The following is a 25,296-nucleotide window of genomic DNA, read 5'->3' as shown; positions in this document are numbered from 1 at the left end:
TGGGTCGGCACTGACCTGCGCTATGGATGCACGACTTGGGCGGGCGGGGCGCCGCGTCGCCTTCGTGAAACCAGGAATTGGCCACAGCGTAAACCGCGGCCTACGTCCGGTCAGTGGGACGGGTTGTGAAGAACTGCACAGCCTACGGCGCGGGTGCCGTATCACGAGCTATTACCCGCTCGAGCGCGCAGTTTCACGCAAATCTCACGGTCCGCCGCGCCAGAGTTGAGAAGAATCCCACTGAACGCCAAAAGTCCCCTACGTCGAGATTGACAGCTCTTGGGGCGATCAGCGCCCCGCGACCGTCTCCGTCGCAGCGCCACGCGACGTATGGACCCGGCTACCCTCCGACGATGTGGCCCTTCTCGGGCGATTGGTTCCCTCCCGAGTGCGTCCGCGCCGGTACTCTCGACGGGTGCCGACCACCGTTGCCGAGGAACCCGCGACACCGCCCCAAGCCCCCGGGGCCGGTCTGTGGCACACCCTCAGCGACCGTTTCGGTCATCTCGTGCGCGAGGTCGGCAAGTTCGCCACCGTCGGCGGCGCCGCCTTCCTCGTCGACTTCACGATCTTCAACTACGCGGTCCACGCCCACGGCACCGAGCAGCTGACCGCCAAGACGATCTCCACCGTCATCGCCGCGACCTTCGCCTTCATCGGCAACAGGTTCTGGACCTGGCGGCACCGCGAGCACCGCAACCCGGCCCGCGAGTACGCGCTCTTCTTCCTCTTCAACGCCGTCGGGCTCGGTATCGGGCTGGCCTGCCTGGGTATCAGTCACTACTGGCTCGGGGCCATCTGGCCGGCGGTGTTCCGCACCGTGCTGGCCGACAACATCGCCAGCTTCCTGGTCGGCACCGGCCTCGGGACCCTGTTCCGGTTCTGGTCGTACCGGCGATTCGTCTTCCGCGACGCGGGTAATCCGCCTGGTCCGGCCCGCGACACGCAGCGCGGCTCCCCGGACCGGAGCTGACGACCACCACAGATCCACCACCGACACGGATGGCCCGGCTCATCCGCCCGACTGCCCTAAGGTGTGCGTATGCGTCTTGTCCGTCTGCTGCCCGAACGCTGGCAGAAGTTCATCAACGAGGCGCTGAAGTTCGGCATCGTCGGCGGCATCAACACCGTCATCAACTACGCGGTGTTCAACATCCTGGCGCTGACGATCTTCCTCGGTGGGCAGCTCAAGGCCACGGTCGTCGCCACCATCGTCGCGACGATCACCTCGTACCTGATGAACCGGCACTGGACGTACCGCGACCGGCCGAAGTCGGCCCTGCGGCGCGAGACAAGCCTGTTCTTCCTCTTCAACGCCACCGGGCTGGCGATCGAGCTCGGCGTGCTGGCCGCGGCCAAGTACGGCTTCGGCATCACCGGCCTGCTGGCACTCAACGGCGCCAAGACCCTCGGCATCGTGCTCGCCACCCTGTTCCGCTTCTGGTCGTACCGGACGTTCGTCTTCCGTAACGTCCCGGCGACGGCCACACCGGAGACGGACGCGGTCGCCGCTCTCGACCCGACCGCGGAGGTCGCCGAGACGGCGAACGAACTCGACCGGGCCGAGGGCAGGACCGAGACCGGTGCCGGCGCGCGGCAGCCAGCGGCGGCGCAGCCGGCTGCGGACACCGGACCCACCGACGACACGACAGGCCCTGAGCACGCACGGCCCGGCGACACGACGGGCCCGGAACACGCACGGCCCGACGACGCGACGAGCCCGGAGCACGCACGGCCCGCGAAGCCGGAGCGCCGCGGCGGGCGGCAGCCCGTGACATCCACTCCGACTCCGCTGACCCCGTTGCCGGCGACCTTCAAGGACCCGATCGACCTCGAACTCGAGGAGCAGATCGCCTCCGAGCTGCACCCGAGCAGCCGGCGCCCCGGCAACCGCTGACCGGACAGCACTGACGCCCGCCGAGCACCGGCCGGCCAGACGCCGGCCGGTGGGCGCTGGGGCGGTCAGGCCTTCTTCGGGTCGGTGCGCAGCGGCTTGCCCTCGCGCATGTCCGCCATGATCTCGCGCATCTCGTCGTCGCCGAGGGAGTGCTTGTCGTGGTGGGTCTCGACCAGGTCGTAGAGCGTGGTCTGCACCTTCTGCACGTCCGGGATGGAGGTCAGCACCGACTGGCCGCGCTCACCCGCCGACTCGATCGTGAGCGTGCCGCAGCCGAGCAGCCGCTCGAAGAAGTGCTGGTTCATCGAGTGGTCGTTGATGCGGCCCAGCGGAATGTCGCGCCGCTCGCGGGAGAGCACCCCCAGCTGCAGGACGACCCGCTCGTTGGTGAAGAGGTAGTGGGTGCTGCGCCAGACCAGGATCGGCCAGATGGTCAGCCAGCAGACCGCCGCGAAGGCGAGCCCGGCGATCACGTAGAGCGCGACGGTGCCCGTCAGTCCGGTCGGCAGCAGCAGGAATCCCGCGGCGACCGCGGCGATGGCCGCCACCAGCACCACGATCGGACGGATCAACGCCTTCCAGTGGGGGTGCAGGTGCAGTACGACGTGCTCGTCACTGGTGAGCACATCCTCGGGGAAAGCCACGCGAACCTCCTGGGATGAACAAATGTCGGCGCTGACCGTATCCGGTGCCGCCGGGCGCCGGGGTCACCCGCAGGGGCCGACTTTCGCTCACCGCAGGTGCAGCACGTCCCCGGCGGCGACGGCGCGCTCACCGGCGGCCGTGCGCACCAGCAGCCGGCCGTCGGCGTCGATCCCGGTGGCAGCCCCGGTGAGCTGCGCACCGTCAGGCAGCAGCACCCGTACGTCCCGCCCGATGGTGTCGCAACGCTCCTGGTAGGCCCGGCGCAGCCCGCAGGCCTCGGCGTCGGCGCCGGCGAGACGCCAACGGTCGTACCAGGAGGCGAAGGCGCGCAGCAGTGCCCGCAGCAGCGGATCCCGGTCGGTGGCCTTCGCGCCGGCGAGCTGCAACGAGGTGGCCGGCAGTCCGGACGGGTTGACCGGCAGTTCGTCGGCGCGCAGCGTCACGTTCAGTCCGACGCCGACCACGATCGCGGGCGCGGCGCCGACGTCGGGTACGGCTTCGGCGAGAATGCCGGCGCACTTGGCCGCGCCGACCAGCAGGTCGTTGGGCCACTTGAGCGCCGCGTCGATCTCGGCCAGCCGGGTCACCGCCTCCACCAGGGCCACGCCGGCCAGCAGCGGCAGCCAGCCGTACGCGGCAGCGGGCGCGGCCGGCCAGTCCCGGTCCGGCTCGGGCAGGCCGGGGCGCAGCAGAACGCTGACGGCGAGCCCGGCGCGGGCGGGCGACTCCCACTGCCGTCCCTGCCGGCCGCGGCCGGCGGTCTGCCGCTCGGCGACCACGACCAGTCCGGCCGGCTCCCCGTCGCGGGCCGCCCGGGCGGCGTCGGCGTTGGTGGAGCCGGTCTCCGCCCGCAGCTCCAGGCGGTTCCACGGGCCGTTCGGCGCGACGAGGGCACGCGTCAGGCGCCGGGCGTCCAGCGGCGGTCGGTCCAGGTCGGTGTAGGGCGAGCCGGGCATTCCGTCAGCCTAGGCGCAGCCGTCGGCGACAGGTGAGGCGAACTGCACAGGACCACCGGCGCACCGTTTCACTGCGGCGTCGTTACGATCCATCCCGTGAGTGGGCAGCAGAGCGCGACCGAGGTCAACATCCACACCACCGCCGGCAAGCTGGCGGATCTGGAGCGCCGGACCGATGCAGCGGTGCACGCCGGATCCGCGCGCGGGGTCGAGAAGCAGCATGCGCGGGGCAAGAAGACTGCCCGCGAGCGCATCGAGCTGCTCCTCGACGAGGGCTCCTTCGTCGAACTCGACGAACTTGCCCGGCACCGTTCGACCGCCTTCGGGCTGGAGAAGAGCCGCCCGTACGGCGACGGCGTGGTGACCGGTTACGGCACCGTCGACGGCCGGCAGATCTGCGTCTTCGCCCAGGACTTCACCGTCTTCGGCGGATCGCTCGGCGAGGTCTTCGGCGAGAAGATCGTCAAGGTGATGGACCTGGCGATGAAGATCGGCTGCCCGGTCGTCGGCATCAACGACTCCGGTGGCGCCCGCATCCAGGAGGGTGTGGTCAGCCTCGGCCTCTACGGCGAGATCTTCTTCCGCAACGTCCGCGCCTCCGGTGTCATCCCGCAGATCTCGCTGGTGATGGGCCCCTGCGCCGGCGGGGCGGTCTACTCCCCCGCGGTCACCGACTTCACGGTGATGGTCGACGAGACCTCCCACATGTTCATCACCGGCCCGGACGTCATCAAGACCGTCACCGGTGAGGACGTCGGCATGGAGGAGCTCGGCGGCGCCCGCACCCACAACACCAAGAGCGGCAACGCCCACTACCTCGCCCACGACGAGGACGACGCGATCGATTACGTCAAGGCGCTGCTGTCGTACCTGCCGTCGAACAACCTCGACGAGCCGGTCGTCTACGACTCCCCGGCGGACCTGGAGCTGACCGACTCCGACCTGGAGCTGGACACGCTCATCCCGGACTCGGCGAACCAGCCCTACGACATCCACAAGGTGATCGAGCACGTCCTGGACGACGGGGAGTTCCTGGAGGTCCAGCCCCTCTACGCGCAGAACATGGTGGTCGGTTTCGGCCGGGTCGAGGGACGTCCGGTCGGTGTGGTCGCCAACCAGCCGATGCACTTCGCCGGCACCCTGGACATCGCCGCCAGCGAGAAGGCCGCCCGCTTCGTGCGGACCTGCGACGCCTTCAACATCCCGGTACTGACCTTCGTGGACGTACCCGGGTTCCTGCCCGGCACCGGCCAGGAGTGGGACGGCATCATCCGCCGCGGCGCGAAGCTGATCTACGCCTACGCGGAGGCGACGGTCCCGAAGGTCACCGTCATCACCCGCAAGGCCTACGGCGGCGCGTACGACGTGATGGGTTCCAAGCACCTCGGCGCGGACCTGAACTTCGCCTGGCCGACCGCGCAGATCGCGGTGATGGGCGCGCAGGGCGCGGTGAACATCCTCTACCGCTCGGAGCTGGCCAAGGCCGAGGACCCGGTGGCGCTGCGGGCCGAGAAGATCACCGAGTACGAGGACACCCTCGCCAACCCGTACGTGGCCGCCGAGCGCGGGTACATCGACTCGGTCATCAAGCCTTCGGAGACCCGCCGGCAGATCGTGCGCGGGCTGCGGGTGCTGCGCACCAAGCGCGAGACGCTGCCGCCGAAGAAGCACGGCAACATCCCGCTGTAGAAAGTGTCACGCGTACGGGCCGGTCACCGCTGACCGGCCCGTACGTCGTTTCCGGGCCGACCGTCGCGAGGCAACGGCCCGCGTTTGCTGCTCCGGCCCGTCGTCGGCAGCTCTGGCCAACGCTGGTCAGGGCAGCGGCAGTTTGTCGAGGTACGCCCCGGCGAGCAGACCGGCGCCGGTCAGCAGCACCAGCAGGTTGACCACGACGAAGAAACCCACCCAGAACAGGCCGGGCAGCCGGGTGAGGCGCGCCAGCTGGTCGGCGTCGGATCCCGGCAGCCGGCCGCGGCTGCGCATCCGCTGCAGCTCGATCACCGGCCGCACGCTGCCCAGCAGCAGGAACCACACCCCCGTGTACGCGAACGCGGCCTGCACGTCGGCGTCGGCGTACCAGCTCACGGCGAGGACGACACCGCCGGTGACGAGCAGGGAGAGCACTCCGAAGAGGTTGCGGATGTTCACCAGCATCGCCAGCAGCAGCGCGACGGTGATCCAGAGCAGCAGGGTGATCCGGTTGCCGGCGAGCAGCCAGGCCCCGCCGAGCCCGAGCAGCGCGGGGGCGAGATAGCCGGCCAGCAGCGTCAGGATCATGCCCGGCCCGGTGGGGCGGCCGGCCGAGAGAGTCAGCCCGGAGGTGTCCGAATGCAGCCGGATACCCCGCAGTTTGCGGCCACTCAGGAGCGCGACCAGTGCGTGGCCGCCCTCGTGGGCGATGGTGACGGCGTTGCGGGCGATCCGCCATGGCAGCCCGGTCGAGACCACCAGCAGCGCGACCAGTCCGGTGATGAGCACCAGCAGTGGCGGCGGATCGGGCTGGGCGCCGAAGAGTTCGTTCCAGAGGTCGATCACGGCGGTCGGCACAGTCCGGGAGCCTAGTCAGCGATGACGGGCGTTGGCCAGGCGAGAGCGGCCCGCGCCGGGGTCCGGCTTAACAGCCGGTATCGCCTGACTGAAACTTTCTTTACGTCCATTGCCAGGACTGCACTTTTTCTCCACAGTTGGGCGTACCCGCATCCACTCTCACCTATCCCCCAGGGAGAGCTCATGAGTATCGGCACGTCCCCCGCCCTGCGCCGGCTGCTCGCCGCCGGCGCCGCCCTCGTCGTCAGCGCCGCGACGCTGGTGGCGACCGCCGCCCCCGCCCAGGCCGCCACCGTCAACGGCATCGACATCTCGCACTACCAGGGCGTCATCAACTGGACCAGCGTCCGCAACTCGGGCATCGAGTTCGCCTTCATCAAGGCAACCGAGGGCACCAGCTACAAGGACCCGCGCTTCAACACCAACTACGTGGCCGCCTACAACGCCGGGGTGATCCGCGGGGCGTACCACTTCGCCCGCCCGGCGGCCTCCTCCGGCGCGGTGCAGGCCAACTTCCTGGCGAGCAATGGCGGCGCCTGGTCGGCCGACAGCCGTACGCTCCCGGCCGCGCTCGACATCGAGAACAACCCCAGTGGTGCCCAGTGCTACGGGCTGAGCACCACGCAGATGCGCAACTGGATCGCCGACTTCCTCAACACCTACCGGGCCCGTACCGGCCGCTACGCGGTCATCTACACCACCACGAACTTCTGGAACACCTGCACCGGCAACTACACCGGCTTCGCCGCCAACCATCCGATGTGGGTGGCGCGCTGGGCGAGCACCGTCGGCACCCTGCCAGCCGGCTGGGGTGTCTGGAGCTTCTGGCAGTACAGCGCCACCGGCCGGGTCTCCGGCATCAGCGGCGACGTCGACCGCAACTACTGGAACGGCACCCGCGCCCGCCTCATCGCCCTGGCGAACAACACGCCCTGAGCACCGCAGTTGGACCCTGACCCTGGCGGCGGGGCCACCGTCCACTGGTTCTCGGTGGACACGGCGGGCAACGTCGAGAAGAACCACAGGCCCGACGGCAAGGGCCGCACCTACAACCAGGCGATCGTACGGCGCTGACGCCCTCCGATCCCGGGCAGTGATCCGGCCGCGGCACCGCACGGTGCCGCGGCCGTTTCGCTACGCCGGGACGACCACCTGCCGGGTGATGGGAGGAGTTACGCCGGTTCGAAGCCGTCGGCGATGATCTGGAAGTTCTTCAGCTCGGCGTCCCAGCGGTCGGCCGGAACCTCCCAGCGGATCGCGTACGCCTGGTCGTCCTCGTCGGTGACGAAGGCCCGGTTGCGTACGTGCATCCGGGTGCCGTTCTGGGTCTCCAGCCACTCCCAGTCGGCGGCGGGCCAGTCGCGGTAGTCGACCGCGCGGATCCGGCCGTGGAGTTCGTAGCCCTGGACGAAGTTGCGCCGGTAGGGCTCCTGGCGCTTCCAGTCGGCGACCGGGTCGCCCTTGGGCTGGTTGGTCTGCCCGATCAGCAGCAGACGCTTGCCGTCCGGGTCCCGGAAGACGACAGAGCCGTCGGGGAGCCGGCTCCCCTTCCAACCTATAGGCACGGGGACCTTGAAGCCGGTGCGGTCCTCGTGCAGCTCCCAGCCCTGCGGCAGGTCGTCATCGTCATCGGTGTCGCTGGGCGTCGGCGAGGGGGCGGCCGATTCGCTTGGCGCGGCCGAGGTGGGCGCCGGTTCGCTCGGCGGCGGCGCCGAGGCGTCGCCGGAGCCGTCCGCGCTGGGCACGCCGCCGCCGCCACCGTTGCCACGGTCCAGGAACAACGGCAGACCGATCGCGAGCAGCAGCACCACGGCGGCGACCGCTCCGATCAGCGCCAGTTTGCGGTTCTTCGCCGCCCGGTCCGGCTCCTGCGGCACGACGGCGGCTCGTCCGGCGCCCGGTGGCATCGGCGGTCCGACTCGCGTCGGAGAGTCCTGCCGGTCCATCCGCCGGGTCGCTCCGGCAGCCGGTGCAGCGAAGGCTCCCGCGTCGGCCCGGGAGCCGTCGGTCCTCGCCGGGTCGGCGGTCGCGCCCTGCGCCCCGGTCCTCGTCGCGTCAGCGGTGGCGCCCGGCGCGTCGGTGTTCGCCGCAGCAGGGGTTGCGCTCGGGGCGTCGATCTTCGCCGTTGCGGGAGCGTCGACCTTCGCCGTCGCCGCGGCGCCCTCGGTCGCCGGTGGGGCGGGCCGCGGCTGTTCCTGCGCCGCGCGCGGAGCCGGCACCGCTGCCACCCGGGGTGGGCGCGGGGCGTCGCTGCTCTGGCGGCGCATGTCGAGCAGCGAAATCCCGGTGCGCGCCTTGCGCCCCACGACCTTGCGCAGGACCCGCTCGGCGGCGTCGGCCTTCATCCGCTCTGCCGGGTTCTTCTGCAGCAGCCCGCTGATGACCGGTTTGAGCGGGCCACCGTTCTTCAGCGGCGGCGGCGGCTCGGTCGCGAGCGCGGTCAGCGTGCCGATCGCCGACGGCCGCGCGTACGGCGACTGCCCTTCGACCGCCGCGTAGATGGTGGCGCCGAGCGACCAGAGGTCCGCCTCAGGGCCGGCGCTGCCGTCCCGGGCCCGCTCCGGCGCGATGTACGCGGGCGAGCCGAGCACCAGACCGGTGCGCGTCACGTTCGGGTCACCGGGGACCGTGGCGAGACCAAAATCGGTCAGCACCACCCGGCCGTCATCACCGATCAGCACGTTGCCCGGCTTGACATCCCGGTGCATCACGCCGGCCTTGTGCGCGGCGCTCAGCGCCCCCAGCACCCCGAGTCCGATCTCGGCGGCCCGCGTCACGGAGACGGGACCGTCCTGGGCGAGGATGTCCTGAAGGGAGCGGGACGGGACGTACTCCATCACGATCCACGGGTCGGCGTCCGTGCGGAGCACATCGAAGACGCGTACGACGTTGGCGTGGTTGAGCCGGGCGATGGCACGGGCCTCACGCAGCGAGCGCTCCCGCATCTCCCGGCGTTCGTCATCGGTCAGGCCCGGCGGCGGCACCAGTTCCTTGATCGCGACGTCGCGGTGAAGCACCTCGTCGCGGGCTTTCCAGACCCGGCCCATGCCGCCCTGACCGAGCGGCGAAAGTAGCCGATATCGGTCAGCAACGAGTTGGGGCAGCGCGTTCGACATTGCCTGGAACGGTACCCAATGGGATTCCCGCCCACACCCCCGGCACGCCACCGACCATCCAGCGGGAGAAACAACCGCGTATCCTCGGCCCATGTCTGCCGAAGAGCCGCTGTTCCGGGTCGTCCGGGGCACCCCCACCGCCGAGGAACTCGCCGCGCTGGTGGGAGCAGTCTTCTCGCGGTCCCGGCCGGAAACCGCACCGCCGGCACCGGTCTCCGCGTGGTCCCGCAGCGCCCGCCCGACTCCTCTGCTGCTCGCCGGCCGCAACGCCTGGCGCCTCTCCGGTCTCCCGCGCTGACCCAGGGTTTTCCAAGGGTTTTCCACAGGCCGCCAGGCGGGGCTGCCACCGCTGGCACACATCGATTAACCTCGCTCAGGACACGGAGGGTGACTGAGCGGGGGAGGATCAGTGATCCCTGAGGAGGATCGGGCGCCGGCCTGGCTGCGGGGGTACGGCGACCTGCGCGTCGACTTCAGCCGACTGGACGAGTTCGCCGCCGCGCTCGAAGACGAGCTGATGCAGAACTACCTCCCGCACCTGCAGAAGATCAAAGATGACATGGCGGTGGCCCTGCCACCGGGGCATCCCGGCTTCGGCGAACTAACCGGCTTCCTCGCGTCGCACCACGCGGCGAAGGAGGACACCACCTTGTTGATGGATGCGATTCAGCGGGCAACACAAGGCTTCGCCACGGCAGCCCGCCAGGTCGCCGAGTCCTACCAAAACACGGATGCCTTCGCGGCGGCCCAATTCCACGTCGTAAATAAGCACTTGGACGAGAACGCGGTACTCAGCCGGTCAGCCCTGCCGTCCCCAGCATCGACACCGACGCCGCCTCCAACTTCTCAGCACGAGGACTTGGCATGATCGACCCCGGCACACCCGTGACCCGCGGCACCGACTGGCTCTCCCTCGACGTCCCGCAGATCTGGGCGATGATCGCCGACCACGAAACCGAGGCACACCAGCGGGTGGTCAGCGGCTGGCGCAAGACAGCCGAGCTCTCCCAGCTTCACCTGCATCGGCTTCAGGCCTACCGGCGGGAGTTGGCGGCGACCTGGTCCCCGACGGGCAGCGCCGCAGCTCGGGAGTATCTCGACCGGCTGGACTTTCTGATCGCCACCATCCGTCAGACGCATGACACCGCCTCGACGAATTACACCACCTTCGCCGCCGCCACCTCGGCGGTCACACAGAGCCGCCGGGACCTCCAGCAGATCTACGACGACTACACCGCAAAGGCACAGATCCGCCTCGACTACGACCGACTGATGCAGGAACGAAAGGCAATGGGCGGCGGGGAGATCGTCAACAGCGCACCGCCAGTCTCAGACCAGGAGTTGCAGCAGCTTCGCGGCCGCGCCCGCCTGGTCATGTACGGCCTTAGCAGTGAGCTACAACAAGCGCAAGATCAATTACAAAGCCCGCCCGCATATGAGCCACAGAAGCGAACAAAGGCCCCAGGAAGCTCAGACTCCAACAGGCCCCCCGACGAGCTGCCGCTTACTGGAGCTTTCGCATCGGCCGCAGCAGGCTCCGCAATCGTCCCCTCATCTAGCACCACTCCGTCCATGACCTACCCATCAGGAAGCGGGCCGGTGCTGGGGAGCGCCGGCCCGACCGCTCCTATTCCGCCAATAAACCCCACGAACCCGCCGGTCGCGGGTCCGCCTACCGCCCCCGGCCCGGTTAGCGGAGGAACGGTGCCACCAGTGATTCCCCCTCTCGACAGAGCTGGGAATGGGCAACCTCCACCGCCCCGCTCCGGAGGCGCCGGTTTAACCTCGGGACGGTCCGTGTCGAGCCGCCCTGCAACTGGTGGGCTGCCCGGAAACCGGGTAATCGCAACTGGCGGGGTAATCGGTGGGACTGCTGTTGCCGGGGCAGCTATCCCGCCGGAACGTACGAATCGGATCAATCCAGTCGGTGGCGTGATCGGCGGTGCCGGTGGAACTGGCACCGCGCCGGTCGGCCGCAGTTCGACCCGTGGGCAGAACCTGATTGGGCCACCCGCCGGGCATCTAGCACCTCGGGGTGGTGGAGGCGCACGCGGGCAAAGCGATGAGGAGCAAAGACTCTGGAACCCTGATCATCCCTGGGAGACCAACCAGGGGGTTGAACCGGTCCTACTCCCTCCCGCGTCGACCGGCCGATTCGACCCTGGTCCTGCGATCGGGCATCTGCGGTGAGTCCGCTAATCATGCGTGCTCTCGTGGCAGCGTTGATGGTCGCGGCCGCTGCGGTCGCACCCGCCGAGGCAGCGGCTGCCGAAGGAATACGGGATCGCCAATGGCATCTGCATTCTCTCGACGTCGCCGAAGCTCATCAGCATAGCGAGGGTGAGGATGTCATCGTCGCCGTCATCGACAGCGGGGTATCACCTCATCCGGACCTGCGCGGCAACCTGTTGCGAGGCGTCGACATTGTTCATGGCGGCGACGGTAGGGGGCAGCGCGATCAGAGTGGTCACGGAACCGCGATGGCGGGCATCATCGCCGCCAACGGCCGTAACGGTGGCGCACTCGGCATCGCGCCCAAAGCCAAAGTCCTACCTGTCTTCGCCTCCCCGCCAGCAGACGATGGCCGATCAACCGATATAGGTATCGGCGTTGAGTGGGCTATTGCCAATGGAGCCCGCATAATAAACATCTCTAGTGGAGGATCCTCTGCGCCTCGCTTACGTCTGGCTATCGAGGATGCCATCGCCAAAGACATCGTGGTCGTAGCTGCGGCAGGGAACTCACCCGGGCCGGACTACGTTGACTACCCTGCCGCATATCCGGGGGTGGTTGCCGTTTCCGGAGTCGATCGCAGGGGCCGGCACGCGAAAATCTCCGTCTCGGGTCAAGAAGTAGCCATCGCGGCTCCCTCCGACGACATCTGGACGACCAGCAAGGGCAATGACTACGAGACCGGCGACGGCACATCGAACTCTGCCGCGATCGTCTCCGGAGCTGCCGCACTCATCCGCAGCCGCTACCCCGATCTGACCGCCGAAGAAGTCATCCACCGCCTCACCTCAACCGCCACCGACAAAGGCCCACCCGGACACGACCCCGAATACGGCCACGGCATCGTCAACCTCGTCGCCGCCCTCACCGCCGACGTCCCACCCCTACCCCAACCCACCCCCACCATCAACCCCACCAAGATCACCTCGACCCCCACCGCCCAAGCCATCGACCGCGACGGCGCCGGACTCCCCTGGGGCACCATCGGCTGCGGCATCCTCACCGCCATCGCCGCCACCATCCTCGGCACCGCCTGGCACCGATCCCGCCGCCGCACCTACTGACAAACCCGGGCTCAACGACGACCCGAATGCATTGAAGCGACGGCCCGAATGCGCCAACAGGCGCAGCGGGTACGGTGACAAACCGTGCGAAAGAAGAAGAACAACGTGCGCCTCGTCCTCGCTTCCGCGAGCCCCGCCCGGCTCAAGAGCCTGCGGGCCGCCGGCATCGAACCGGAAGTGCTCGTCAGCGGAGTCGACGAATCCACCGTGACCAGCGACAGTCCCGAAGAACTCTGCGTGGCACTCGCCCGGCTCAAGGCCCGCGCGGTCGTGGACCGGCTCCCCGACCCCAGCACCGACACGCTCGTACTCGGCTGTGACTCGGTGCTCGCCTTCGACGGCGAAATCCTCGGCAAACCCGCCGACGCGGCCGACGCCGTACAGCGGTGGGAACGCATGCGGGGCCGCAGCGGTGTCCTGCACAGCGGCCACAGCCTCATCGACGGCAGCGGCGAACGTCGCGTCGACGCCGTCGCCTCCACCGTCGTGCACTTCGCCGACATCAGCGACGCCGAAATCGCCGCATACGTCGCCACCGGCGAACCCCTCGCCGTCGCCGGCGCGTTCACCATCGACGGTCTCGGCGGCCCCTTCGTCGAACGCATCGAAGGCGACCCCGGCACCGTCGTCGGACTCTCCCTGCCGCTGCTGCGCCAGATGCTCGCCGAACTCGACATCTCCATCACCGAACTCTGGGCGGCCCGCCCCAGCTGACCGCCCCACGACGGCCAGGTCGGCGGGAACGACACGCGTCAGTCCCGTCGACTAGCGTCGCGGCATGAGTCTCAAGACGCTCGGGTTGAGCGACGAACTGCACAACTACGTCGTGGCGCACAGCGCCCCCATCAGCGACCTGATGCGCGAGCTTGCCGAGGAAACCCGCCGGCTCCTGCCCGCCGACGCCGACATGCAGGTAGCGCCGGAGCAGGCGACCTTCCTCACCTTCCTGACCCGGATGCTCGGCGCCCGCAACGCCGTCGAAATCGGCACCTTCACCGGGCTCTCCTCGCTCGCCATCGCCACCGCCCTGCCCGACGACGGCAAGCTGACCTGCTTCGACGTCTCCACCGAATACACCGACGTTGCCCGTCGGTACTGGACCCGCGCCGGCCTCGACAACCGCATCGAACTGCGGATCGGCCCGGCCCGGGAAACGCTGCCCGGTCTGCCCGACGAGCCGTACCTCGACCTGGCGTTCATCGACGCCGACAAGGTCGGCTACCCGGCGTACTGGGCGGAACTCGTGCCGCGGATGCGCCCCGGCGGAGTCATCGCCGTCGACAACGTGCTGCGCAACGGCGCCGTGCTCGACCCGCGCAGCGACGCCGACCGCGCCATCGCCGCCTTCAACACGCAGGTGCTCGCCGACGACCGCGTCGACGTGGTGATGCTGCCGCTCGCCGACGGCGTCACCCTCGCCCGCCGCCGCTGATCCACACGTTCCGGTCCGCCGCCGACAGCACGCCGACACACCAGGCCGAGCGCACGCCGGTCCGCCGTCGGCAGCCCGGCGGCGGACCGGAACCACCCCCACCCACGTACGGGTGCCGAGTGCCGCATCCCACACCCGGAGGCAGCGAAGCTACCCAGGCCGACCGATACACTCCCCGCAGTAACCTCCGGGGAGGAGTCGACAAGGTGCGCAAGGTACTCATCGCCAACCGGGGCGAAATCGCGGTCCGGGTCATCAGGGCCTGCCGCGACGCCGGCCTCGGCAGCGTGGCCGTATACGCGGACTCCGACCGCGACGCCATGCACGTCACGCTCGCCGACGAGGCGTACGCGCTGGAGGGCGACTCGGCGGCGGACACCTACCTGCGCATCGAGAAGCTCCTCGACGTGGCGAAGCGCTCCGGCGCCGACGCCGTGCACCCCGGCTACGGCTTCCTCTCCGAGAACGCCGACTTCGCCCAGGCCGTCCTCGACGCCGGGCTGACCTGGGTCGGCCCCACGCCGCAGGCCATCCGCGACCTCGGTGACAAGGTCACCGCGCGGCACATCGCCCAGCGCGCCGGCGCGCCCCTGGTGCCCGGCACTCCCGACCCCGTCGCCGGCCCGGCCGAAGTGCTCGCCTTCGCCAAGGAATACGGCCTGCCGGTCGCCATCAAAGCCGCCTTCGGTGGTGGCGGTCGCGGCCTGAAGGTCGCCCGCACCCTCGAAGAGATCCCCGACCTGTTCGAGTCGGCCACCCGCGAGGCGGTCGCCGCCTTCGGCCGCGGTGAGTGTTTCGTCGAGCGCTACCTGGACAAGCCGCGGCACGTCGAAGCGCAGGTCCTCGCCGACACGCACGGCAACGTCATCGTCGTCGGCACCCGCGACTGCTCACTGCAGCGCCGGCACCAGAAGCTCGTCGAGGAAGCCCCCGCGCCGTTCCTCACCCCCGAACAGCGGGCCGAGATCCACAACAGCGCCAAGGCGATCTGCCGCGAAGCCGGCTACCACGGCGCCGGCACCGTCGAGTACCTCGTCGGCGTCGACGGCACCATCTCCTTCCTCGAGGTCAACACGCGTCTCCAAGTGGAGCACCCCGTCACCGAGGAGACCGCCGGCATCGACCTGGTCCGCGAGCAGTTCCGCATCGCTGCCGGAGAGAAGCTGCGCTTCACCGAGGACCCGACGCCGCGCGGCCACTCGATCGAGTTCCGGATCAACGGCGAGGACCCGGGCCGCAACTTCCTGCCCGCCCCGGGCGCCATCACCGCGATGCGGCTGCCCGCCGGCCCCGGCGTACGGGTCGACACCGGCTTCTCCGCCGGCGACGTCATCGGCGGCAACTTCGACTCGCTGCTCGCCAAGGTCATCATCACCGGCGAGACCCGTACCGAAGCGTTGGAGCGGGCCCGGCGCGCCCTCGACGAGATGGTCGTCGAAGGCATGGCCACCGCGCTCCCCTTCCACCGGCAGGTGGTCCGCGACGCCGCCTTCACCAGCGAGCCGTTCACGGTGCACACCCGCTGGATCGAGACCGAGTTCGACAACACCTGCGAGCCGTTCCAGCCCGCCCTCGGCGACGCCGCCGAAGCCGGCGAGCGGGAGACCGTGGTGGTCGAGGTCGGCGGGAAGCGCCTCGAGGTCCGTTTCCCGGCCGGGCTGCACGTCGGCGGCGGCACCGCCGCGGCGACCGCCGCCCGCAAGCCCGCCCGCCGGGCCGGGGGATCCAAGGCCGGCGGCGGCGCCAACGGCGACTCGCTGACCTCCCCGATGCAGGGCACCATCGTCAAGATCGCAGTCGCCGAGGGTGACACCGTCGAAGAGGGCGACCTCATCGTCGTCCTCGAGGCGATGAAGATGGAGCAGCCGCTCAACGCCCACAAGAGCGGCGTGATCAGCGGATTCACCGCCGAGGTCGGCGCGGTCATCACCGCCGGCTCGGCGATCTGCACGATCTCCTGACAGCAGCGCTCCTGACAACGGCGCTCCTGACAACGGCGGTCTCCTGGCGAGTTCGCGCATAAGTGGTCGTTCGGGAACCGCACCGGGAATGATGTCCCGGTGCGGTTTCTCAACGACTATGTCGGACACCAGGACCTGACCTACAACGACGTCTTCCTCGCCCCGTCCCGCTCGGCCGTCGTCTCCCGGCTCGACGTGGACCTCTCCACCAGCGACGGCACCGGCACCCACATCCCGCTGGTGATCTCCAACATGACCGCGGTCGCCGGCCGGCGGATGGCCGAGACCACCGCCCGCCGCGGCGCGATCACGGTGATCCCGCAGGACATCCCGATCGACGTGGTCGCCGAGGTGATCAGCTGGGTCAAACAGCGGCACCTGGTCCACGACACCGCGATCACCCTGCGCCCCACCGACACCGTCGGCGACGCCATCCACCTGCTGCCGAAACGCTCACACGGCGCGGCGGTCGTCGTCGACGACGAGATGCGGCCGCTCGGCGTCGTCGCCGAGGCCGACACCGAAGGACAGGACCGCTTCACCCAGGTACGGCACGTGATGTCCACCGAGCTGCACACCGTGCCGGAGTCGGCGGACCCGCGTACCGGCTTTGATCTGCTCTCCGCCGGGCGGCGGCGGCTGGCGCCGGTGGTGGACGACGCCGGGCGCCTGGTCGGGGTGCTGACCCGCAAGGGCGCCCTGCGCGCCACCCTCTATCAGCCGGCCCTCGACGATCACGGGCGGTTGCGCATCGCCGCCGCCATCGGCATCAACGGCGACGTCACCGGCAAGGCCCGGGCCCTGATCGAGGCCGGGGTGGACGTGCTGGTGGTGGACACCGCCCACGGCCACCAGGAGAAGATGCTCTCCGCGGTGCGGGCGGTGCGGGCGCTGGACCCGCCGGTGCCGGTCGCCGCCGGCAACGTCGTCACCCCCGAGGGCGTACGGGATCTGGTCGAGGCCGGCGCGGACATCGTCAAGGTCGGCGTCGGGCCGGGTGCGATGTGCACGACCCGGATGATGACCGGGGTGGGGCGGCCGCAGTTCTCGGCGGTGCTGGACTGTTCGGCGGCGGCGCGGGCGCTCGGCCGGCACGTCTGGGCCGACGGCGGCGTACGGCATCCCCGTGACGTGGCCCTGGCGCTGGCGGCCGGCGCCTCCAACGTGATGATCGGCTCCTGGTTCGCGGGCACCTACGAGTCCCCCGGCGACCTCTACACCGACCCGGACGGCCGCCGCTACAAGGAGAGCTTCGGGATGGCCTCGGCGCGGGCGGTCAGCGCGCGCACCGGCGACGAGTCCGCCTTCGACCGGGCCCGCAAGGGCATCTTCGACGAGGGGATCTCCACCGCCCGGATGTTCCTGGACCCGGCCCGGCCCGGTGTGGAAGACCTGATTGACGAGATCGTCGCCGGAGTACGCAGCGCCTGCACGTACGCGGGGGCGACCAACCTCGCCGAGTTCCACGAGCGGGCGCTGATCGGGGTGCAGAGCCACGCCGGCTACACCGAGGGGATGCCCCTGCCGACGAGTTGGTGATGCCGAGCCGGGCGCCGCGCCGGCAATTCACTTTGGCTCCTGAGAGCCCGCGGACTACCGTTTCCCCCGACGGTCGGCCGCGGCGCGCGGACCCGCCCGTCCGGACCCGAACGAGGACGTGGGCATTGAAGCGAGCAACGATCACCGCCGGCTGCGCGGCCGGCGGCGCAGCCACACCCGGACCGCAGGAGAGCCCGTGCTGATCCGGCTGACGCGCGAGTTCCTGCGGCCGTACGCCCGGCCGCTCGCCGGGGTGGTGGTGCTGCAACTGATCGGCACCATGGCCTCGCTCTATCTGCCCCGCCTCAACGCCGACATCATCGACCTGGGCATCGCCCGCGGTGACACCGGCTACATCATGCGTACCGGCGGCTGGATGCTGCTGGTCAGCGCCCTGCAGATCACCTGCTCCATCGGCGCGGTCTACCTCGCCGCGCGCACGGCGATGAGCTTCGGCCGGGACGTACGGGCTGCGGTCTTCGGCCGGGTGATGAGCTTCTCCGCCCGCGAGGTCAACCAGTACGGCGCGCCGTCGCTGATCACGCGCAACACCAATGACGTCCAGCAGGTGCAGATGCTGGTCATGATGACCTGCACCATGCTGGTGACCGCGCCGATCATGATGGTCGGCGGCGTGGTGATGGCACTGCGCGAGGACGTCGGCCTCTCCTGGTTGATGCTGGTCAGCGTCCCCGTGCTCGGGCTCGCCGTCGGCGCGCTCACCCGCCGGATGGTGCCGCAGTTCCGGCTCATGCAGACCCGCATCGACGCGGTCAACCGGGTGCTGCGCGAGCAGATCACCGGCATCCGGGTGGTCCGTGCCTTCGTCCGCGAGCCCTTCGAGACCCGGCGGTTCGGTGTCGCCAACGACGAGCTGACCGACACCGCCCTGCGGACCGGCCGGCTGATGGCGCTGATCTTCCCGATCGTGATGCTGGTGCTCAACGTCTCCAGCGTCGCGGTGCTCTGGTTCGGCGCGCAGCGCATCGACGCCGGCCAGATGCAGGTCGGTTCGCTGACGGCGTTCCTGACCTACCTGATGCAGATCCTGATGGCCGTGATGATGGCCAGCTTCATGCTGATGATGATCCCGCGCGCGGCGGTCTGCGCCGAACGGATCACCGAGGTGCTGCGGACCGACTCCTCCGTGGTGCCGCCGGCCAACCCCGTAACCGAGGTCACCGCGCACGGCGAGGTGGAGCTGCGCGACGTCCGGTTCCAGTACCCGGGCGCCGCCGCGCCCGTACTCACCGGCATCTCCTTCCAGGCCCGCCCCGGCCGGACCACCGCGGTGATCGGCGCCACCGGCTCGGGCAAGACCACCCTGATCTCGCTGATCCCCCGCCTCTTCGACGCCACCGGCGGCAGCGTCCTGGTCGACGGCGTGGACGTCCGCGAAATCGACCCCGAGCTGCTCTGGCGCCGCATCGGCCTGGTGCCGCAGCGGCCGTACCTCTTCACCGGCACGATCGCGAGCAACCTGCGCTACGGCAACCCCGACGCCACCGACGAGGAGCTCTGGACGGCGCTGGAGATCGCCCAGGGCCGGGAGTTCGTCGAGGCGATGCCGGGCGGGCTGGAGGCCACGATCGCGCAGGGCGGCACGAACGTCTCCGGCGGGCAGCGCCAGCGCCTGGCGATCGCCCGGGCCCTGGTCCGCAAGCCCGAGATCTACCTCTTCGACGACTCCTTCTCCGCCCTGGACCTCGGCACCGACGCGCGGCTGCGCGCGGCGCTGCGGCCGGTCACCGCCGACGCAGCGGTGATCATCGTGGCGCAGCGGGTCTCCACCATCCTGGACGCCGACGAGATCCTCGTCCTCGACGACGGCCGGATCGTCGGCCGGGGCCGCCACGACGAGCTGCTGGAGAGCTGCCCGACGTACGCCGAGATCGTCGCCTCCCAGCTCACCACAGGGGTCACCGCATGAGCAGCGACGTACGCGACCGACCGTCGGCCGCCGGTGAACCGGCCAAGGACGGGCCCGCCGCACCGCGCCGTCCCGGCCCCGTCGGGCACGGCCCCGGCGCGGCCATGGGCATGCCGGTGGAGAAGTCGATGAACTTCTGGCCGTCGACCCGGCGGCTGCTCGCCCGGCTGCGCCCGGACCGGCTGCGACTGGCGGCCGTCGTGGTCCTGGCCGTGGTCAGTGTCGTGTTCAGCGTGCTCGGACCGCTGATCCTGGGCCGCGCCACCGACGTGATCTTCTCGGGTGTGATCGGCAAGCAACTGCCGGCCGGCACCAGCCTGGAGCAGGCCGTCGAGGCCGCCCGGGCCGCCGGCAACGACACCTTCGCCGACATGATCGCCGGGATGGCGGTGACGCCCGGCGTCGGCATCGACTTCGGCCGGCTCGGCCAGGTGCTGCTGCTGGCGCTCGTGCTCTACGTGGCGGCGAGTGTGCTCGCCTACGCCCAGGGCTACATCCTCAACGGCGTGGTGCAGCGCACCGTACGGCGACTGCGCGCCGAGATCGAGGCGAAGCTCAACCGCCTGCCGCTGCCCTACTTCGACAAGCAGCCCCGCGGCGAACTGCTCAGCCGGGTCACCAACGACATCGACAACATCTCCCAGACGCTGCAGCAGACGCTGAGCCAGCTGCTCACCTCGCTGCTGACGGTGGTCGGCGTACTGGTGATGATGTTCTACGTCTCGCCGCTGCTGGCGCTGATCGCGCTGGTCGCGGTGCCGGCCTCGGTGCTGGTCACCAAGCAGATCGCCAAGCACTCGCAGAAGCAGTTCGTCGCCCAGTGGAAGCACACCGGCGCGCTCAACGGCCAGATCGAGGAGGCGTTCACCGGGCACGGCCTGGTGAAGGTCTTCGGCCGGCAGCCGGAGGTCGAGGCGACCTTCCAGGCCAAGAACGACGAACTGTTCAAGGCGAGCTTCGCCGCCCAGTTCATCTCCGGAATCATCATGCCCGCGATGATGTTCATCGGGAACCTCAGCTACGTGCTGATCGCCGTGGTCGGCGGCCTGCGGGTCGCCTCCGGCACGATGAGCCTCGGCGACGTGCAGGCCTTCATCCAGTACTCGCGCCAGTTCACCCAGCCGCTGACCCAGGTCGCCTCGATGGCGAACCTGCTGCAGTCCGGCATCGCCTCCGCCGAGCGGGTCTTCGAGGTCCTCGACGCCGACGAACAGCGCCCCGACCCCGAGCCGCCGGCCCGGGTGACCGACCCGCACGGCCGCGTCGAGTTCGAGAACGTCTCCTTCCGGTACGAGCCGGACAAGCCACTGATCGACGACCTCTCCCTGGTCGCCGAGCCCGGGCACACGGTGGCGATCGTCGGCCCGACCGGCGCCGGCAAGACCACGCTGGTCAACCTGATCATGCGCTTCTACGAGCTGGACGGCGGCCGGATCACCCTCGACGGGGTGGACATCGCGACCATGCGCCGCGACGAGCTGCGCGGCGAGATCGGTATGGTCCTGCAGGACACCTGGCTCTTCGGCGGCACCATCCGCGACAACATCGCCTACGGCAACCCGGACGCCACCGAGGAGCAGATCCACGCCGCCGCGGAGGCGACCTTCGTCGACCGGTTCGTGCGCACCCTCCCCGACGGCTACGACACGGTGATCGACGAGGAGGGGAGCAACGTCAGCGCCGGCGAGAAGCAGCTGATCACCATCGCCCGCGCCTTCCTCGCCGACCCGTCGCTGCTGATCCTGGACGAGGCGACCAGCTCGGTGGACACCCGTACCGAACTGCTGCTGCAGCGGGCGATGGCCGCGCTGCGTACCGACCGGACGAGCTTTGTCATCGCCCACCGGCTCTCCACCATCCGCGACGCCGACCTGATCCTGGTGATGGAGAACGGCCGGATCATCGAACAGGGCACGCACGAGGAACTGCTCGCCGCGCAGGGGGCGTACCGCCGGCTCTACCAGTCGCAGTTCGCCGCCGCGGTGGCCGAGGAGGAGGAGCCGGTTGGGGCGCCGCCGGCCAGGGCCGGCGCGGCAGGCTGACACCGCTCGCGCACAGGCACTGACACCGCTCGCGCACAGGCCTGACACCGCTCGTTTGTGGGGCGGCCCGCCGGCACGGGACCTGCCGGCGGGCCGCGGACGCGCCGGCGTTCCGGACCACCGCACGCGTCGATGAAACCGTACGTCCGAAACGGCCCCGGCACTCCCTTCGCACCCGTCGCAGGGTTGGCGTGTCCGCGGCCGTACGCCCCGAACAGGGATTTCGTCCCCATCGGCGCCCGCTGTGGGTTGGGTCACGCCGCGGCGCCCGGATGCGCACGCCGACATCGGCACGAGAGAAACTGGGCAACGCTATTCCGCGATGCGTAGTACCGTCGTCTCTGCGTGGATGTCACTGCGCTGGCGAAAGGTCACCACAGGACCCCGAGGAGCTCTCATCGTGCCCGAAGCTCTGCTCGCGCTCGCGTCACCGAGCACGGCGTACCTGGTGCTGTTCGGGCTGCTGGTCGTCGATGCCTTCGTGCCGGTGGTGCCCACCCAGGTCGTCATGATCACCGGCGGGGCGCTCACCGTCTACGGCGGCCTGAGCCTGCCGATGACCCTCGCGGTCGGCGCACTGGGAGTCTTCGTCGGCGACCTCGCCTGCTACCTGCTCGGACGCCACCTGCGCCGTCGGGCACCCGACACCGGGGTGGACCCGACCCGGCCCGGCCTGATCCGCCGGGCACTACAACGCGCCGGCCGGCTGCACCGTCCCGGCCCGGTGTCGTTCATGCTCTGCCGCTTCGTGCCGGGCGGCCGGATGGCGGCCTGCTTCCACGCCGGACGCAGCCGCTACCCGGCGCGCCGCTTCCTGGCGTACGAGGTGACGGCGGCGCTGGCCTGGGCGGCGTACGGGACCCTGGCCGGCCGGATCGGCGGCCGGGCACTCGCCGGCGCGGGCTGGGAACTGGCACTGGTCGCGGCCGTCACGGCCGGCCTCTTCGGCGGGACCGGCTGGATCCTGGCGACGCTGGCCAACCGCCGCCGCGCCATCGCCGAAGCAACCCTCGACTGACCGCCGGGTCCACAGGTCCCGCCGCAGGAGCCCTCAGTCCCCCGCACAGTGCCCCGCCGGGGCAGGCCGGCGGGGCAACGAGGGCGGGCAGGGCGGGGGGTTACTCCAGTTCGTGGAGCATCAGCTGGCGGGCGGCCTCGGTGATGGAGCCCGACAGGGACGGGTAGATCGTGATGGTGTGGGCCAGCTGGTCGACGGTCATGTGGTTCTCCACCGCCAGGGTGATCGGCAGGATCAGCTCGCTGGCCTTGGGGGCCACCACCACCCCGCCGATGACCTGACCGCTCAGCGGCCGGCAGAAGAGCTTGATGAAGCCGTCGGCGAGGCCGTCCATCTTCGCGCGGGCGTTGCCGTCCAGCGGCAGCATCACCACCCGCGCCTGGGCGCGGCCGGAGTTGACCTCGTCCTGGGAGACGCCGACCGTCGCCAGCTCCGGGTCGGTGAAGACGTTCGCGGCGACCGTACGCAGCCGCAGCGGCGCCACCGCCTCGCCGAGCGTGTGCCACATGGCGATCCGCCCCTGCATGGCGGCGACGCTGGCCAGCGGCAGCACCCCGGTGCAGTCGCCGGCGGCGTAGATGCCGGGGACGTTGGTACGGGAGACCCGGTCGACGGCGACGTACCCGCCGGGCTTGACCTCGACGCCGTACTCGGCCAGGCCCAGCCCGGTGGTGTTCGGCACGGAGCCGACCGCCATCAGCGCGTGCGAACCGGCGACGGTGCTGCCGTCGGCGAGCTCGACCTCCACGCCCTTCTCGGTACGGCGCACCGCGCTGGCCCGGGAGTTGTTCAGGATCCGCATGCCCCGCGAGCGGAAGACCCGCTCGATCGCCATCGCCGCGTCGGCGTCCTCGTGCGGCATGACCCGTTCGCGGCTGGAGACGAGGGTCACCTCGATGCCCATCGCCAGGTACGAGCTGGCGAACTCGGCGCCGGTGACGCCGGACCCGATCACGATCAGGTGCTTGGGCAGCATCGGCAGGTCGTAGACCTGGCGCCAGGTCAGGATCCGCTCGCCGTCGGGGACCGCGGTGGGCAGCACCCGGGGGGTGGCGCCGGTGGCGATCAGCACCGTGTCGGCGGCGATGGAGTACTCCTCGCCGCCGTCCGCGGGGGCGACCAGGACCCGGTGGGTGTGACCGAGCGTGTTCTCGCCGAGACGTGCGGTGCCGGCGACCATCGTGACGCCGGCCTTGATCAGCTTGTTGTGGATGTCCGACGACTGGGCCAGGGCGAGGCGCTTGACCCGCTCGTGCACGGCGCGGGCGTCGACCGTGACGCCTTCCATGCCCTCGGAGTCGACTCCGAACTCCTCACTGTCGCGGTACCCGGTCACCACCTGTGAGCTGGCGATGAAGGTCTTGGACGGCACACAGTCGGACAGCACGCAGGCGCCGCCGGCCCCCTCGGCCTCCACGATGGTGACGTCTGCGTCCAGCTGCGCGGCGACCAGCGCCGCTTCGTAGCCGGCAGGACCGCCGCCGATGATCACGATCCGGCTCACAGCGCCCGCCTCTCCCTGATGCTCACAGTGACTTTCTTCTCCCCACGAGATTCGACACGCACAGTTGTATTCTCCCCCACCCCGTCGCCGGGCTATCGTCATCGCCGTGCGTCACTACGCCGCCTATGGCTCAAACCTCGACCCCGCCCGGATGCGCGCCTACTGCCCGCACTCGCCGATGGTGGGTACCGGCTGGCTCGAAGGCTGGCGCCTGACCTTCGCCGGTGAGGACATCATCGGCTGGGAAGGCTCGGTCAGCACCGTCGTGGAGTCCCCGGGAGACCGGGTCTTCGTAGCGCTCTACGACATCCACGACGGCGACGCGGAGCAGCTCGACGAGATCGAGGGGGTGACCGCCGGGACGTACCGGAAACTGCACGTCCGGGTCTCGACCCTCGACGGCGAGATCACCGCCTGGGTCTACGTCTTCGACGGCTACGAGGGCGGCCTGCCGACCGCCTGGTACCTCTCGGAGATCGCCAACGCCGCCGAGCAGGCCGGGGCGCCGGACGACTACGTCAACCAGCTGCGGGCCCGGCCGACCGGCACCGCTTCGGCCTGAGTCGTCCAGCACAGCTCCAGTCTGCTCTGCTGTCCGCGACGGTGCCCGGCGGGTCCCACCGGGGGTCGCACGCCCCACAACCGGGCGTGTGGTGTCAGGGCCGCAGCGCTGTCCGCAGGCCCTCGTGGGCCTCGGCGAGCAGGTCGGTCACCTCGCGCCGCTCGGCGACGTCGAGCACCCCGAAGGCGCTGCCGGCCAGGCGGTCGGTCACCGCCTCGGCCCAGAGCCGCTGGCGCACCAGCGGACCGGCCGGCGGGTACGGCGGCGCCCAGCCCGCCGCGACCGCCTCGGCCTCGCCGTCGGGCCTGGCCAGCAGCGCCCCGAGCGGGCTGATCCCACTGGCCCGCACCGCCAGCAGGTTCGCCTCGATGAAGTACTCGCGCAGCAGGTGCAGGTGGGCCGCGAGCAGCGCCGCAGGCGTGTCGTCGGGGATCGGGCGGGCCCGCCAGGCGGCGAAGAGCGGCATCCCGGTCGCGTCGGCCGCCGACACCAGCCGTCCGGTCAGCTCCGCGAGCCGCTCGACCTGCGGCAGGCCGGCCAGGTGCGCGTTCCCCCAGCGGCAACACTCCAGGTAGCTCGCCATCGCGACCTCCTCGGGGCGCGGTTCGCGGTGCGCCGGCTGCCAGCCGTCGGCGACGGCCTCGGGTGCGAGGAAGCCGAGTACCGCGGTGACGGCCTCCACCCCCACCTCGCCGAGCGCGCCCGCCCGGCCGGTGATCTGGAACTGCCAGCCGGTCAGTCCGAGCAGCCGGGCCCGGCGCAGCGTCTGCGGACACTCGGCGAAGGCGCCGCCCACCCGCAGCACCAGTGCCCTGTTCGCCGCGGCCGCCTGCTCCGGGGTCATCCGG

Annotated in this window: 21 protein-coding genes and 1 pseudogene; 16 read left to right on the top strand and 6 right to left on the bottom strand. The window is 70.3% G+C overall.

The genetic code is table 11. The annotated features are described in order from the left end of the window. Positions 1–415 precede the first annotated feature (415 nt). Both ACK8GG_RS03970 and ACK8GG_RS03965 read left to right on the top strand, forming a co-directional pair. Positions 416–973: a GtrA family protein gene (locus ACK8GG_RS03970; protein WP_440348185.1), complete on the top strand. Its 558-nt coding sequence runs from the start codon at positions 416–418 to the stop codon at positions 971–973. 69 nt (positions 974–1,042) lie between these two features. Then, positions 1,043–1,603: pseudogene (locus ACK8GG_RS03965) on the top strand (GtrA family protein); the annotation flags it as partial. A 359-nt stretch (positions 1,604–1,962) separates the two neighbouring features. Here the strand turns inward: ACK8GG_RS03965 and ACK8GG_RS03960 are convergent. Both ACK8GG_RS03960 and ACK8GG_RS03955 read right to left on the bottom strand, forming a co-directional pair. Beyond that, a complete protein-coding gene (locus tag ACK8GG_RS03960; protein WP_440348186.1) occupies positions 1,963–2,541 on the bottom strand; it encodes a PH domain-containing protein in 579 nt (192 codons plus the stop codon). 87 nt (positions 2,542–2,628) lie between these two features. Beyond that, complete coding sequence (locus ACK8GG_RS03955; RefSeq protein ID WP_440354052.1) at positions 2,629–3,498, bottom strand: biotin--[acetyl-CoA-carboxylase] ligase; 870 nt, start codon at positions 3,496–3,498, stop codon at positions 2,629–2,631. A gap of 96 nt (positions 3,499–3,594) precedes the next feature. On the opposite strand from ACK8GG_RS03955, the gene ACK8GG_RS03950 reads away from it, so the two are divergent. Further along, positions 3,595–5,187, top strand: coding sequence for an acyl-CoA carboxylase subunit beta (locus ACK8GG_RS03950; RefSeq protein ID WP_440355548.1), 1,593 nt, complete (start codon positions 3,595–3,597; stop codon positions 5,185–5,187). Positions 5,188–5,313: 126 nt separating this feature from the next. Here the strand turns inward: ACK8GG_RS03950 and ACK8GG_RS03945 are convergent, their stop codons facing one another. After that, complete coding sequence (locus tag ACK8GG_RS03945) at positions 5,314–6,048, bottom strand: M50 family metallopeptidase (protein WP_440355547.1); 735 nt, start codon at positions 6,046–6,048, stop codon at positions 5,314–5,316. A 183-nt stretch (positions 6,049–6,231) separates the two neighbouring features. Between ACK8GG_RS03945 and ACK8GG_RS03940 the strand changes: the two genes are divergently transcribed. Further along, positions 6,232–6,984: a lysozyme gene (locus ACK8GG_RS03940; protein WP_440355546.1), complete on the top strand. Its 753-nt coding sequence runs from the start codon at positions 6,232–6,234 to the stop codon at positions 6,982–6,984. A gap of 9 nt (positions 6,985–6,993) precedes the next feature. After that, entirely contained in the window at positions 6,994–7,122 is a 129-nt protein-coding gene (locus ACK8GG_RS03935) for a hypothetical protein (protein WP_440348191.1), read from the top strand. Positions 7,123–7,220: 98 nt separating this feature from the next. Here ACK8GG_RS03935 and ACK8GG_RS03930 read toward each other — a convergent pair whose 3' ends face one another. Continuing rightward, complete coding sequence (locus ACK8GG_RS03930; protein ID WP_440355545.1) at positions 7,221–9,164, bottom strand: serine/threonine-protein kinase; 1,944 nt, start codon at positions 9,162–9,164, stop codon at positions 7,221–7,223. Between the two features lie 91 nt (positions 9,165–9,255). Here ACK8GG_RS03930 and ACK8GG_RS03925 point away from each other — a divergent pair, with 91 nt between their 5' ends. The 10 genes from ACK8GG_RS03925 (at position 9,256) to ACK8GG_RS03880 (ending at position 22,382) form a co-directional block, all read left to right on the top strand. Next, complete coding sequence (locus tag ACK8GG_RS03925) at positions 9,256–9,462, top strand: acyl-CoA carboxylase subunit epsilon (protein WP_440355544.1); 207 nt, start codon at positions 9,256–9,258, stop codon at positions 9,460–9,462. A gap of 111 nt (positions 9,463–9,573) precedes the next feature. Next, complete coding sequence (locus tag ACK8GG_RS03920; protein ID WP_440355543.1) at positions 9,574–10,032, top strand: hypothetical protein; 459 nt, start codon at positions 9,574–9,576, stop codon at positions 10,030–10,032. Positions 10,033–11,350: 1,318 nt separating this feature from the next. After that, on the top strand, positions 11,351–12,460 hold the full coding sequence (gene mycP / locus ACK8GG_RS03915) for a type VII secretion-associated serine protease mycosin (protein ID WP_440355542.1): 1,110 nt from the start codon (positions 11,351–11,353) through the stop codon (positions 12,458–12,460). 84 nt (positions 12,461–12,544) lie between these two features. Next, positions 12,545–13,174, top strand: a complete 630-nt coding sequence (locus tag ACK8GG_RS03910; RefSeq protein WP_440355541.1) for a Maf family protein — start codon at positions 12,545–12,547, stop codon at positions 13,172–13,174. 64 nt (positions 13,175–13,238) lie between these two features. Beyond that, positions 13,239–13,892 (top strand): O-methyltransferase, encoded by a 654-nt coding sequence (locus ACK8GG_RS03905; RefSeq protein ID WP_440348197.1) that lies wholly within the window; start codon positions 13,239–13,241, stop codon positions 13,890–13,892. A gap of 206 nt (positions 13,893–14,098) precedes the next feature. After that, positions 14,099–15,853, top strand: a complete 1,755-nt coding sequence (locus tag ACK8GG_RS03900; protein ID WP_440348198.1) for an acetyl/propionyl/methylcrotonyl-CoA carboxylase subunit alpha — start codon at positions 14,099–14,101, stop codon at positions 15,851–15,853. Positions 15,854–15,952: 99 nt separating this feature from the next. After that, positions 15,953–17,392, top strand: coding sequence for a GuaB1 family IMP dehydrogenase-related protein (locus ACK8GG_RS03895; protein ID WP_440348199.1), 1,440 nt, complete (start codon positions 15,953–15,955; stop codon positions 17,390–17,392). A gap of 196 nt (positions 17,393–17,588) precedes the next feature. Beyond that, a complete protein-coding gene (locus ACK8GG_RS03890; RefSeq protein WP_440354061.1) occupies positions 17,589–19,322 on the top strand; it encodes an ABC transporter ATP-binding protein in 1,734 nt (577 codons plus the stop codon). Continuing rightward, entirely contained in the window at positions 19,319–21,364 is a 2,046-nt protein-coding gene (locus ACK8GG_RS03885; protein WP_440354062.1) for an ABC transporter ATP-binding protein, read from the top strand. The genes ACK8GG_RS03890 and ACK8GG_RS03885 overlap by 4 nt, the downstream gene beginning before the upstream one ends. Positions 21,365–21,764: 400 nt before the next feature. Then, complete coding sequence (locus ACK8GG_RS03880; protein WP_440348202.1) at positions 21,765–22,382, top strand: DedA family protein; 618 nt, start codon at positions 21,765–21,767, stop codon at positions 22,380–22,382. Between the two features lie 100 nt (positions 22,383–22,482). Here ACK8GG_RS03880 and ACK8GG_RS03875 read toward each other — a convergent pair whose 3' ends face one another. Then, entirely contained in the window at positions 22,483–23,886 is a 1,404-nt protein-coding gene (locus tag ACK8GG_RS03875; RefSeq protein WP_440355540.1) for an NAD(P)H-quinone dehydrogenase, read from the bottom strand. Positions 23,887–23,992: 106 nt separating this feature from the next. On the opposite strand from ACK8GG_RS03875, the gene ACK8GG_RS03870 reads away from it, so the two are divergent. Beyond that, complete coding sequence (locus ACK8GG_RS03870; RefSeq protein ID WP_440348204.1) at positions 23,993–24,448, top strand: gamma-glutamylcyclotransferase; 456 nt, start codon at positions 23,993–23,995, stop codon at positions 24,446–24,448. 94 nt (positions 24,449–24,542) lie between these two features. On the opposite strand, the gene ACK8GG_RS03865 is transcribed toward ACK8GG_RS03870, so the two are convergent. Continuing rightward, on the bottom strand, positions 24,543–25,292 hold the full coding sequence (locus tag ACK8GG_RS03865; protein ID WP_440348205.1) for a helix-turn-helix domain-containing protein: 750 nt from the start codon (positions 25,290–25,292) through the stop codon (positions 24,543–24,545). Positions 25,293–25,296 lie beyond the last annotated feature (4 nt).

This window comes from Melissospora conviva (assembly GCF_049523535.1).
Taxonomy (GTDB): Bacteria; Actinomycetota; Actinomycetes; order Mycobacteriales; family Micromonosporaceae; genus Melissospora; species Melissospora conviva.
The sequence above is the reverse complement of the archived record's forward strand: the minus strand, read 5'-3'. Positions and strand labels throughout refer to the sequence as shown.